This is a genomic window from Halomonas sp. 707D4 (assembly GCF_024158685.1).
Classification (GTDB): Bacteria; Pseudomonadota; Gammaproteobacteria; order Pseudomonadales; family Halomonadaceae; genus Vreelandella.
In genome coordinates this window covers 1-11716 of the sequence record NZ_JAMZBD010000044.1, presented here as the reverse complement: position 1 = coordinate 11716, position 11716 = coordinate 1, and the positions used below count along the sequence as shown (strand labels likewise).

14 protein-coding genes are annotated in these 11716 nt (G+C 65.4%); 3 read left to right on the top strand and 11 right to left on the bottom strand.

Features of this window, described 5'->3' with window-relative positions:
• From BIS11_RS03485 to BIS11_RS03440, 10 genes are all read right to left on the bottom strand, one after another.
• The coding region (locus BIS11_RS03485) for an Hpt domain-containing protein (RefSeq protein WP_253585738.1) at window positions 1–425 on the bottom strand (425 nt) is incomplete at its 3' end.
• A gap of 44 nt (window positions 426–469) precedes the next feature.
• A complete protein-coding gene (gene motB / locus BIS11_RS03480) occupies window positions 470–1387 on the bottom strand; it encodes a flagellar motor protein MotB (protein WP_253423502.1) in 918 nt (305 codons plus the stop codon).
• The gene (gene motA / locus BIS11_RS03475) at window positions 1384–2253 is read right to left on the bottom strand and encodes a flagellar motor stator protein MotA (RefSeq protein WP_253423505.1); all 870 of its coding nucleotides are present in this window, start codon (window positions 2251–2253) and stop codon (window positions 1384–1386) included. The genes motB and motA overlap by 4 nt, the downstream gene beginning before the upstream one ends.
• A gap of 246 nt (window positions 2254–2499) precedes the next feature.
• Window positions 2500–3027 (bottom strand): flagellar transcriptional regulator FlhC, encoded by a 528-nt coding sequence (gene flhC, locus BIS11_RS03470; protein ID WP_253423508.1) that lies wholly within the window; start codon window positions 3025–3027, stop codon window positions 2500–2502.
• Window positions 3024–3356 carry a flagellar transcriptional regulator FlhD gene (gene flhD, locus BIS11_RS03465; RefSeq protein WP_253423511.1) on the bottom strand — a complete coding sequence of 111 codons (333 nt, stop codon included), beginning with the start codon at window positions 3354–3356 and terminating at the stop codon, window positions 3024–3026. The genes flhC and flhD overlap by 4 nt, the downstream gene beginning before the upstream one ends.
• Before the next feature lie 103 nt (window positions 3357–3459).
• Complete coding sequence (locus BIS11_RS03460) at window positions 3460–3753, bottom strand: EscU/YscU/HrcU family type III secretion system export apparatus switch protein (RefSeq protein ID WP_253423513.1); 294 nt, start codon at window positions 3751–3753, stop codon at window positions 3460–3462.
• Window positions 3753–5045: a flagellar hook-length control protein FliK gene (locus tag BIS11_RS03455; RefSeq protein WP_253423517.1), complete on the bottom strand. Its 1293-nt coding sequence runs from the start codon at window positions 5043–5045 to the stop codon at window positions 3753–3755. Before BIS11_RS03455 ends, BIS11_RS03460 begins: the two co-directional genes overlap by 1 nt.
• Entirely contained in the window at window positions 5042–5431 is a 390-nt protein-coding gene (gene fliT / locus BIS11_RS03450; protein WP_253423520.1) for a flagellar protein FliT, read from the bottom strand. The genes BIS11_RS03455 and fliT overlap by 4 nt, the downstream gene beginning before the upstream one ends.
• An 8-nt stretch (window positions 5432–5439) precedes the next feature.
• Window positions 5440–5853 (bottom strand): flagellar export chaperone FliS, encoded by a 414-nt coding sequence (gene fliS, locus BIS11_RS03445; RefSeq protein ID WP_253423523.1) that lies wholly within the window; start codon window positions 5851–5853, stop codon window positions 5440–5442.
• Window positions 5854–6000: 147 nt separating this feature from the next.
• Entirely contained in the window at window positions 6001–7698 is a 1698-nt protein-coding gene (locus tag BIS11_RS03440) for an HD domain-containing phosphohydrolase (RefSeq protein WP_253423526.1), read from the bottom strand.
• A 274-nt stretch (window positions 7699–7972) separates the two neighbouring features.
• Here BIS11_RS03440 and BIS11_RS03435 point away from each other — a divergent pair, with 274 nt between their 5' ends.
• Window positions 7973–8341, top strand: coding sequence for a flagellar protein FlaG (locus BIS11_RS03435; protein WP_253423529.1), 369 nt, complete (start codon window positions 7973–7975; stop codon window positions 8339–8341).
• 18 nt (window positions 8342–8359) lie between these two features.
• On the opposite strand, the gene fliE is transcribed toward BIS11_RS03435, so the two are convergent.
• Window positions 8360–8680: a flagellar hook-basal body complex protein FliE gene (fliE, locus tag BIS11_RS03430; RefSeq protein WP_253423532.1), complete on the bottom strand. Its 321-nt coding sequence runs from the start codon at window positions 8678–8680 to the stop codon at window positions 8360–8362.
• A 272-nt stretch (window positions 8681–8952) separates the two neighbouring features.
• Here fliE and fliF point away from each other — a divergent pair, with 272 nt between their 5' ends.
• Entirely contained in the window at window positions 8953–10704 is a 1752-nt protein-coding gene (fliF, locus tag BIS11_RS03425; RefSeq protein ID WP_253423534.1) for a flagellar basal-body MS-ring/collar protein FliF, read from the top strand.
• Window positions 10697–11704, top strand: a complete 1008-nt coding sequence (gene fliG, locus BIS11_RS03420; RefSeq protein WP_253423538.1) for a flagellar motor switch protein FliG — start codon at window positions 10697–10699, stop codon at window positions 11702–11704. The genes fliF and fliG overlap by 8 nt, the downstream gene beginning before the upstream one ends.
• Window positions 11705–11716 lie beyond the last annotated feature (12 nt).

The following is an 11716-nucleotide window of genomic DNA, read 5'->3' as shown; positions in this document are numbered from 1 at the left end:
GCCCGCACCGGTACCGGCGGCGCCTCGAGGGCTTCGCCGATTTCCTCCAGGGCGATCTGCTGGAGCGTGTGGCAGATGCGCTCGAAAGCGTCCTGGTCGGGCTCTTCCTCGTTGCGATAGGCATCGAGCTGTTGATGCATGATGTCTTTGGCCTCTAAAAACGTGTCAACGAGGTCGGCGCGCAGCACCAGTTCCCCCTTGCGCGCGCTGTCCAGCAGGTTTTCCAGAATGTGCGTGGTCTTTTGCAGCACGTTGAAACCGAACGTGCCCGCGCCGCCCTTGATGGAGTGGGCCGCGCGGAAAATGGCATTGAGCTGCTCGCTATCGGGATCATCGACATCCAGCTCCAGCAAGTGCTGCTCCATGTCCGCGAGCAGCTCTTCGGCCTCTTCGAAAAAGGTGTCAAAAAAATCCGCTATGTCCATGCACTGCTCCACTTGAGTGTCATAGTTGTTATGACCCGCCTCGCTTACTGCGCTATATCGGCCTGCGGCATGTTTTCTAAAGCCTCGATCGCACTATTTTCGTCCTCGACCAGATCCTGCGGGCCGAGCACGTTGGGGTTGCGGATCGCATCGGCGATTTCCGGCAGCAGCACCACCAGTTCGATGCGTCGGTTACGCGGATCGATCGGCGTGGCATCGGGGAGCAGCACGCGGTCGGCGAAGCCGGAGACGCGCAAGAGCTGGTCCGGGTCGAGGCCGCCGGCGACCAGCTCGCGGCGCGAGGCGTTGGCGCGGTCGTTGGAGAGCTCCCAGTTGCTGTAGCCGCGATAGCCGCCGGCGTAGGGGACGCTATCGGTATGCCCGCTGATGCTCAGGTCGTTGGGCAGCTCGTTGAGCAGCGGCGCCATGGTGCGCAGAAGGCTTCGCATGTAGGGGGCGACCTGGTCGCTGCCGAGCTCGAACATCGGTCGCTGATCGGTATCCAGCAGCTGGATGCGAAGTCCCTCGCGGGTCAGGTCGAAGCGCATCTGGGAGCGCAGCTGGCGCAGTTCCGGGTCCTGCTCGATCGCGTTTTCGATGCGCGCCTGCAGGTCGGTGAAGAAGCGCCGCTCCTGAAGGCTCGGCCGGGTGTGCTGGGAGATGTCGATCCGCGCCCGCTCGCCGTCGCTGTGGGTCGGGTCCGGGCCGCCGCCGGGAATCACCCGGGTGCTGCCGGACTGATCGCCGCCGGTGATCGCCGTCACCAGCGGGGTGCTGAAGTACTCCGCCACGCCCCGGCGCTGCTCGTCGCTCGAGATGCTCAGGATCCACAGCACCAGAAACAGCGCCATCAGGGCCGTCATGAAGTCCGCCAGGGCGATCTTCCACGCGCCGCCGTGATGGGCATGAACCACTTTCTTGCGCCGAATGACGATCGGGCGCTTGTCAGCCCCTTTGCTCATGCACTACCGCCCTTCTTGGCCTCGCGAACGTACTCCTCGAGCTCGCTGAAGCTCGGACGCTCGGCGCTGTGCAGCGCCTTGCGGCCGAACTCTACCGCCAATTGCGGCGCGTAGCCGTGAAGGCTCGCCAGAAGCGTCACGCGGATACACTGGAGCATCTTCTCGGCCTCCTTGGCCTGGCGGTCGGCGTAGCTGGCCACGGGGCTGATGAAGCCGTAGCCCATCAGAATCCCCAGGAAGGTGCCCACCAGGGCGTGGGCGATCATCTCGCCGAGCTGCTCGGGGCTGGCATCGGCGTAGGTCAGCGCCTTCACCACGCCCATCACCGCCGCGACGATACCGAAGGCGGGCATGGCGTCGCCCACCTTGTTGATCGCATCGATCGGTATGTGCGCCTCCTGCTCGAAAGCCTCGATCTCGTGGAGCATCAGCTCGTCGATCTCCATGGGCTCCATGCCGCCGCTCACCATCAGGCGCAGGTAGTCGGTGAGGAAGTTCATGATGTGCGGGTCGGCGAGCACCTTGGGGTGCTCCTGGAACAGCGGGCTTTCGGCGGGGCTGTCGATGTCGCGTTCGATCCCCAGCATGCCTTCGCGGCGGATCTTGGAGAGCAGCTTGAACTGCAGCGCCATCAGCTCCATGTAGAGATCCTTGTTGTACTTCTTGGCCCCCTTGAGCCTGGGCAGGATCTTGAAGGTGGCCTTGATCGCCTTGACGTTGTTGGCGGCGATGAAGGCACCGACGCCAGCGCCGCCGATCATCACCAGCTCCATGGGCTGGACCAGCGGTCCGAGACTCCCCCCCGCCAACACGTAGCCGCCGAACACCGACAGCAGCACCACCACATAACCTAGTAAAATCAGCACACGTACGTTCCTTGCAACGACAGTGGTTAACCAGAGGAGACGTTTCGACCTTGCGTGACGACGAAAGCGCAACGTCCTCGCCTAAATGACGCTTAGGCCTATCATACTAGGGCGCACCGCAGGCTTAATGAGAAAGTACCGGTGCCTTTTACCGCTATCTAAGGGTTAAGCGCACATCGATTCGAGGTGAGCGAGCGCGGGCTTGCGCCAGGGGCTGTCAGTCACGCAGGCTTGCCGGAATCGGTACTACTGGGCAGAGGGTTTGCGGGTCTTTCCGGCGCGGGAGGGGGGCTGGCAGATGCCGCACACGTAGTCGTGGGTGGGGCTGTGGGCGTGGGCGACGAAGCGCCCCTTGCAGCGCGTGCAGGCAGTGAGCTGCAGCAGGTCGCTTTCAAAGAAGCGCACCAGCGTCCAGGCGCGGGTCAGCCCCAGCACCGGGTCGACCTTCTCGAGCACGACCTGCTCTTCGTAGATGCGGTAGGCCTTGACGAAGGCGTCGATGCGCTCGCAGTCGGTGTTGCCACGCAGGCTCGCGTAGATGTTGTAGAACAGCGACGAGTGGACGTTGGGCAGCCAGGTGACGAACCAGTCCGTCGAGAAGGGCAGCATGCCCTTGGGCGGCGACATGCCGCGCACTTCCTTGTAGAGTTTGATCAGGCGGGTGCGGCTCAGCTCGGTTTCCGTTTCCAGCACCTGAAGGCGCGCGCCGAGCTCGATCAGCTCGATGGCCAGCTGAACCTGATGCATTTCATCGACCAAGCTTTTCTGACTCACTCCGCCCCTCCCTTCGGCAGCGTGTCGAAGGGCTCGCAGGCCATCAAAAGCGAGGCGTGGAGGCCCGACAGTCCCTGGTCGCGGGGGTTTTCCATGATCTGGCGAAGCTGCTGGGCGCTCACCTGGCTGAACCGGCAGACCAGCTGATTGGTACGCGACAGCTTGGTGAGCTGCCAGGCGTTCATGGAGACGAGCAGGTCGGCGAGGTCGCCGTCCACTTTCAAGCGCAGCATCGCCGATTCGCGATCTTCGTTCAGCAGCCGCTGGGCCAGCAGCAGATACGCGAGATTGATCTCTTGGATTTCATCGAAGAAGCTTGTTTGACTCATAATGTTCCATCGACCGACGAGGCGTTGGCTGACCATTGTACTGACGCCTCGGATGATTTTGTTCCCTTATCCTCCTCATGTTTGCATACAACGTCGGCATTGGCTACTTGCGCCTTGCCAGGCGTGTCGACTCGTCACTGGAGAGTTCGAATACCCATACCAGCAGCTCCGCCACCACCTGGTAGAGACTCGCCGGGATTTCGGTGTCGAGGTTCAACTGCATCAAAAGCGCCACCAGCTCCGGCGCATCGTGGACGTAGATCCCCTGGCGCTGCGCCTCGGCCATGATGCGCTCGGCCAGCTCGCCATACCCCTTGGCGACCACCCGCGGCGCCGCTTCGTCCTCCTTGTAGGCCAGCGCCACCGCCTGGCGGCGACGCTCGTGGGGTGCGTCCATCAGTTCGGCTCCGTCGAGGTGGTCAGCACGACGCGCACGCGTGCGAAATCGAGCGCGCCCAGACGCGCTTCCAGGTCGGCGATGGCGGGGGCGAGGCGCTGACGCGTGGCCTCGTCCGCGGCCTGGATCTCGACGCCGAGGGTCGTCTGGTAGAGCGACAGTGCGATCTGGAACGCACCGATCTCGGGCACGTCGAGCTGCATCTGCGAGCGCCACGCCTGCTCTTGCTCGCCGCCGCTCTCCTCCTCCCCGCCCTGGCGCCGCCCGGGCGCGCTGATCAACAGCGCCATGAAGACGCCCGCCCAGACATCGCCCTCCCAGCGCAGCATGGGCGTGGCGAGCATTTCGAGCTGCTGGCGCACCAGCCCCTGCAGGCTCTCGTGAACGACCTCGCGCTTGTGGGGCGACAGCGCCTCGAATTCACGCAGCGCGGCGGCGTCGCGAAGCGCGCTCGCCCGCGCCGGTGACTCGTCGTTTGGCGATACCGCCGCGCTGCTCGGCGCGACGCCGACGGCGGTGCGCTCGACAACGGGTCGATCGACGTCAGGCATGGCGCCCGGCGCCCCCGCCGGCAGGGCGCCCGCGGCAGGTGCAGCAGTAGGCAAAGGGGCCGGCGCGCCGAGAAGCGCCGCCCCTTGGGGAGCGGGCACGGCCACCAGCGGCGTGCCGGGCAGGATGCTCGTGGAAAGAGGCGCCGACGGTGACCCGGGCGCCGCGCTCGCGCCCGGCTGGTTCGCCGGCATGGGTGGCGAGTGGCCAGCCAGGGGCCGGGCGAGCTGCATCTGCGGCTCGCGCAGCAGCTGCTGGCGGGAAACGTCGCCCTGGAACCAGCGCTTCAAGTGCGCTTCGTAGAACAGGCCGCTGTCACGGATGCTGGCATCGAGGCGCCCGGCCAGCGCTCGGGCGTCCGGCGCCTCGCCGGCGGCCATCAACGGCGCCTCGATACGCAGCGCTGCGGGCGGGGCGGGAAAGCGCAAGAGGACGTCGGCGATGCCGCGCGCCGCGGGGCTGAAATGGGTCTGGGTCGAGCCGGGCGGCGCCTCGCCGGGCGCGCCCGGCGCCGGGCGCCCGCCCTGGGGCAGCGACGGCGGGAGGTGGCGCAGCTCATCGATGTTTCGCTCGGCGGAAGTGAGCCGACCATCCAGGCTGGCATCCCGGGAGAGCGCGCGCGGCCCCTCGCCGGGGGTGACCGGCTGGACCGGCGCGTTGATCGAACGCTGCTGGGACGCCTCGCCCTGACGCCCCAGCACCTGGTGCATCAGGGTATCGATCAACGGCGTGATGCCGCTCACGGCGGGGTGTCGTCCTGCAGGGAATCGAGGCCTTGCTGCGGTGCGTAGGCGCGATGCAGATCGCGCTGCTTGCGGGAGACGCCGATCAGCTTGCCGAGCTCGTCGCGCCGGGTGACCAGCCGACGCCGGATATCGACATCGTGCTCGAGAATGCGCTCGAGCAGCTCCGCCTTGCGCGTTCTACCGGTCTCATCCAGGGCAACGCTCTCGTCGAGCTCGCGAAGCTTATCGACGAGCATGACATAGTGCGTACGCTGCTCGATAAGCTCCGCCCACTGCTCGGTGCTCGCCAGTATCTGCATCTGCGCCGAGCGCTCGAGCAGCTCATGGTAGGTGTCCAGCAGGCGCTGCTGAGTATCGATGCGCGCCGTTTCAGAAGCGGACATGGGTTGCCTCACGCACTTTGTCGTTGACCGATTTCGCGCCAGGCCGAGGCGATGTCCTCAAGCAGGCGCTCCGCTTGATCGAGGCTCTCGGCATCGTTGCGCAGGTTGGCGACGAGCAGCAGCCGGGCGATATAGTCGTAGAGCGAGCCCAGGCGCTCGGCGATATCGCCGCCCTTCTCCGGGTCAAGCGCCGCGGCCAGCCCGTTGTTGACGATATCCAGCGCCTTCGAGATACAGCGCCCCTTCTCGGCCGTGTTGCCGGCCTGCATGTGGATGCGCGCCGCGCGAATCGCCGCCTGGGCGCCATCGAACAGCATGACGATCAGCTGGTGGGGGTCCGCCGACATGACGCCGCTTTCCACGCCGACGCGGGCGTAGGCACTGGCCCCTCGGCCGTATGCGCCGCTTCGAGAGTAGGTCATTTGGATACTCCTTCGTGAGTATTGCGAATCGGCGGTCTTGCCGCCTCGTGAGCGTTGGGAGCAGCACCGTTGTCTGTTCTATCGGCGCGCGGGAAGCGGACTTTAACCGAACCGACATACTTTCAAACGTTCGCTTGAGCGTCCGTTTCAGGTCGAGACCGCTACCTCGCGCCGGGGCTTGCCGAGGCGCTCGGCGACGTCGCCAGCGACGCTGTATTTCAGCGTGCCGCGCAGCGGCGCCACGGGCTGGTCGGTGACCACCACTTCCGAAGGCGCACCACTTTCGTCGAGGCGCACGATCCAGGCGAGCTGCTCGCTGGAAAACAGCACCAGCGAGCCGATGGGCAGCGAGGTGAAGTGGTCGATGTAGCGTTTGACCCAGCGCGCGTCGAACTGGTTCGGATGGCGCAGCAGGTGGCGGTAGATCTCCTGGGTGGTCTTCGCGGGGCGGTCCGGGCGATCCCGGCGCATCGCCTCGACCACGTCGATGATGGCGCAGGCCTTGGAGAGCTCGTTGATCTGCTCGCCGCTGAGCCGGTCGGGGTAGCCGCTGCCGTCGAGACGCTCGTTGATGCCCTTGATCACCGTCTGGGCGACGTGCTGGGAGAGCCACTGACAGCTCTTCAGGCGCTGCAGCAAGAGCGCGGCGTGCTCGCTGAGCGCCTCGCGATGCGTCGCCTCGAACTGGGGAGCGGTATAGATGATCTGGGGGATCAGCGCCTTGCCCAGGTCGTGTACCAGAGCGCTGGCGACGATCGCCTTGCGCACATCGCCGGGCAGATCGCCACCGACCCAGTCCAGCAGGTGGATCGCCACGGCGATGCCGTGGCGCACCAGCACCGGCTCCAGTGACAAACAGCGCGAGGCGAACAGCAGCGCCTGGCGATCCTCCTCGTGCAGGGCGATGATCCGGTCGGCGTTGAGCGAGAGCTGGCGCGAATCGATGTCGCTGCCCTGGGTGAGCAGCAGGAGCTGGGCGTTGAGATAGGCCGCCACCTTCACCAGCCGCCGCGCGGCGGGGGTGGCGTAGTGCTTGAGATCGCGCCGGCCCACCTGCTGCTGCTCGCCCTTCTCCACGCCCTGCGGGTCGAACAGCGGCGATGACTGGCGCGCATCCTCGGTGGCCTCCTTGTCGTAGGAGGTCGCCTCGCGCTCGATCTCGCAGACGAAGTACCAGATCTTGCGCGACTGCTCGGCGCTGTGATCGACGAACTCGAAACCGACGCGCAGCAGGTGGTACTCGGCATCGGTCAGCTGATGCCGACTTTCGGCATCGACGGAGAACTCGGTGCCATCGGGAAAGGCGTAGGTCAGGGTAAGCGGCGAGCAGGAGCGGGCCAGCAGACCGCTGGCGCTCAAGGGCAGCTCCACCTGGCAACCGCTCTGGGAAAGGTCGCGCAGCTCCCCCTTGACGCTCTCGCCGTGATCGTCGGTCACGGTGACGGCGACGACCATGCCCATGCGCAGCTGGGCACGGAACGACTCGCGACGCTGCAGAACCCAGAGCGCCTCCGGGTACTGGCTGCAACAAAGAAGACGCCCGCCGGAGTGGCGAGCCTCGGTCAGCGTCAATGCGGGCGTGCGAATCACCTTGCCCTGGGACTGGCCGCGAAGATAGAAGGGTTCCGCCGCCTGCAGCCTCGAAAGCAGATGCCCGACCGAGGAGAGGTCCATCACCAGGGTGTCACCGGGGTGCTGTTCCATCAGGACGATGGGCTCGGGCGTGGCCTCCGGCGTCATCAGGCAAAGCGATACCCCGCCGCCTTCGATCATCGTATCGAGTAGCGCCCCGATGGCCGCGGCGCTCGTTACGCTCTCATACCCTTCGTGCTCCACTTCCGTCACCTGTCTCGCCTCCGCCGGCCGGCGCTAGCGATTAGCGCCGATCCACTGAAAACGAGCATAGCAAAGGTCAAGAACGCTCATGTCGTTATAAAACGCAGCGCAAGCGGCTATTTTCGACGTTTGATACGCGTGTTTCGACAGGCCATACGGGCACAGTAAAGTTTCAGCATCGTTAGCCGATACTCTTTCAAGAGGCCCTGCGGCATCCGGGCATCGATCATGAGCGTCACTCACGACAGCGTGAAATCGCCTTACCAACAAAGGAACGTGCCACATGGACTCTTTACCACTGGACAGCAGTCTCGCACCGGCCACCGCCTCCGCATCGCAGCTCTCGCCCCAGCAGGCCCAGACGCTGCGTCAGGAGATCGAGGCGCGGGCCACCGCCGTGCCGGCAAGCACCGACACGCGCGCCGTCGAACTTTCCCGCGAGGAGCTCGAAGAGCCCATCGAACGCATCAACAACGCGCTGCGCCCGCGCGGGCTCGAGTTCGACGTCAGCGACGAGTCGTCGCGCATCATCGCACGGGTGATCGATCGCGAGACCGGGGACGTGATCCGCCAGATTCCCGGCGAGGAAGTGCTGGCCGTGGCCAGGCGCATCGAGGAGATGCAGAGCGGCCTCATCTCGATCGAGGCCTGAAGGCAGGGCGCCTGCCGTTTACACCTGCATGTTCATGACGTCACGGTAGGCGCTGACCAGACGGTTGCGCACCTGCAGCCCCATCTGAAAGGCGACGCTCGCCTTCTGCATGTCGACCATGACGTCGTTGAGCTCGACGTTGGGGGCACCTGACTGAAAGGCCACCGCCTTGGCACTGGCGCCTTGCTGAAGGGCGTTGATGCGCCGGATGGAGGCCTGGAGTTCGCCACCGAACCCGCTCTGGCCGACCGGGATCTGGTCGTTTTTCATCGGCGCCGCCGCCTGGGAGGCAAGCCCCTGCATCTGCGCGAGCGCGGACTGAATGGCGGGAGAACTCATGTCAATACCTCATTGAAGGGAGGGCTAAAACAGTCCCGCCACCCTACCACCCGGGGCATGTCCCTCATACGAACAAATACGTCATAAAAGCCGACCTTTTCCGTCGATTATGCTTGACCCGCCTAAGGATAATGGCGCCCATCAAAGTTCCGTATCTGTTCCTCTTTGAATGTCTGCGTTAAGACTTACCGCGATCGACGGATATAGCCTATGCCTTCAATGACGATGCGCCTGGGCCGTGGCCAGTTTTGCTTATCCTCCTGGAGGACTTCATGAGCGAGACCGGTGCCACGGCAGGCCGTCAGACCAGCTCGACTCCCCACGCGTCCCAGGGCGATTCGGCTCAGAGCCTGAAAAGCAGTGCCACCCTCACGCGCCTCAAGGAGCAGATGCGTACAAGCCCCTTGGTGGTCCTGCTCGTCGCGGGCGCGGCGTGTGTCGCCCTGGTGGTGGCGCTTTTCATGTGGGCAGGCAGCCCCGACTATCGCGTGCTCTACAGCAACCTCAACGAAGCGGACGGCGGGCGGATCATCGCCGAGCTCGACAGCCGCGCCGTGCCCTATCGCTTCAGCGAGGGCGGCCAGGCCCTGATGGTGCCCGCCGACCAGGTCCACATGCTGCGCCTGCAACTGGCCGAGCAGGGCCTGCCTCGGGGCGGCAACCTGGGGCTTGAACTGATGGACAACCAGGCCTTCGGCATCAGCCAGTTCGCCGAGCAGGTCAACTTCCAGCGCGGGCTCGAAGGCGAGCTCGCCCGCTCGATCGAGTCCCTGGGCCCGGTCGAGCGCGTGCGCGTGCACCTCTCCATGGCCAAGCCGTCGGTGTTCATCCGCGACCGCGAGCCCGCCAAGGCCTCCGTGGTGCTCACCCTGCTGCCGGGGCGGGTGCTCGGCGAAGGTCAGGTGAGCGCCATCGTCCACATGGTCTCGAGCAGCGTTCCCGAGCTCTCCGCCGAAGACGTCACCGTGGTGGACCAAAGCGGCCGCCTGCTCTCCGCCAAGTCCGCCCAGGGCAACGACCTCGACGGCACCCAGCTTGCCTACATCACCGAGGTGGAGCGCTCCTACCAGCAGCGCATCGAGAACATCCTGGCACCGATCCTGGGTAGCGCCAACGTGCGCGCCCAGGTCGCCGCCCAGATCGACTTCTCGCGCCGCGAGCAGACCTCCGAGCGCTACGGCCCGAACCAGGCGCCCAACGAGGCGGCGGTGAGAAGTCGCCAGACGAGCCTCGCCTTCGACGGCGAGGATCCGCTCGCCACCGGCATTCCCGGAGCCCTGAGCAACACCCCTCCGGGGGCGGCGCCCTCGCCCATCGATCAGCCTGACCAAGGTGCCGATGGCGAAGAGGTGCCCGACAACGCGCTCACCAACCTGCGCCAGGACGACGTGGTGAACTACGAGGTCGATCGCAGCATCGAGCACGTCCAGCAGCGCCTGGGCCAGGTACAGCGCCTGACGGCGGCGGTAGTGGTCAACTTCAAGAGCGTGGTCAACGCCGAAGGCGAGACCGAGCAGGTCGCGCTGACGCCGGAAGAACTCGCCCAGCTCGAGCGTCTCGTTCAGCAGGCGATGGGCTTCTCGACGGTACGCGGCGACCAGATCGAAGTGGTCAACACGCCCTTCGTGCGCGCAAGCGAACTCGAGGACGACACTCCCTGGTGGCAACGCCCGAGCGTGCTGTCGCTGGCCTCGACCCTGGGCCGCTACCTGATGGTGGGCCTGGTCGCGCTGCTGCTGTATCTGCTGATCCTGCGCCCGCTGATCAAGCGCTACACCCAGGTGCCGCCGGCCGCCGAGCCGAGTGTCGCGGGCAGCACCTTCCGGGTGAGCGTGGGTGACGACGACGAGGAGATCGAGCAGGCCACAGGCGCCGACGAGGACGACACCTATGCCGCACGACCCAAGCGGCGGCGCAAGACGTCACTCTACGAGAACAACCTGCGCGATCTGCAGGACATGGCCCAGGACGACCCGCGCATGGTCGCGATGATTATCCGCAGCTGGATGAATGCCAATGACTAGCGCCATCGACCAGATGAGCGGCGCCCGCAAGAGCGCCATCCTTCTGCTGACGCTCGACGAGGACAGTGCCGCCGAGGTGTTCAAGTACCTGAACGCCAGCGAGGTGCAGGCCATCAGCATGGAGATGGCCCAGCTCAACCAGATCTCCCACGAGGACATGAAGGCGGTACTCGAGGCCTTCCACCGCGAGACCGACGAGTTCGTGGCGCTCAACCTGAACTCGAGCGAGCACATCCGCTCGGTCCTGACCAAGGCGCTGGGCAGCGAGCGCGCCTCGAGCCTGATCGAGGACATTCTCGAAAGCACCGGCAACAACTCCGGCATCGATGCGCTGAACCTGATGGAAGCATCGATGGTCGCCGAGCTGATCCGCGACGAGCATCCGCAGATCATCGCCACCATCCTGATCCATCTCGAGCGCAACCAGGCGGCCGACATCCTCGAGCTGTTCGAGGAGAAGCTGCGTAACGACGTGGTGCTGCGCATCGCCACCTTCAGCGGTGTCCAGCCCGCCGCGCTCCAGGAGCTGACCGAAGTGCTCACCGGCATGCTCGACGGCCAGAACCTCAAGCGCAGCAAGATGGGCGGCGTGAGGACCGCCGCCGAGATCCTCAACCTGATGAACTCCTCCCTGGAGGAGGTGGCGATCGAGACCGTGCGCGCCCACAACGAGGACCTCGCCCAGAAGATCATCGACGAGATGTTCCTGTTCGAGAACCTGCTCGACCTCGACAACCGCGCCGTACAGCTGGTGCTTCAGGAAGTCGAGACCAACTCGCTGGTCATCGCCCTCAAGGGCGCCCAGGAGGCGCTGGTCGAGAAGTTCCTGCGCAACATGTCCCAGCGCGCCGCCGACCTGGTGCGCGAGGACATGGAGGCCCGCGGCCCGATTCGCGTCTCCCAGGTGGAGACCGAGCAGAAGGCCATCCTCCAGGTGGTCCGCCGCCTGGCCGACTCCGGCGAGATAGTCCTGGCCGGCGGGGACGACGAGTATGTCTGACGCCCGCCCGAG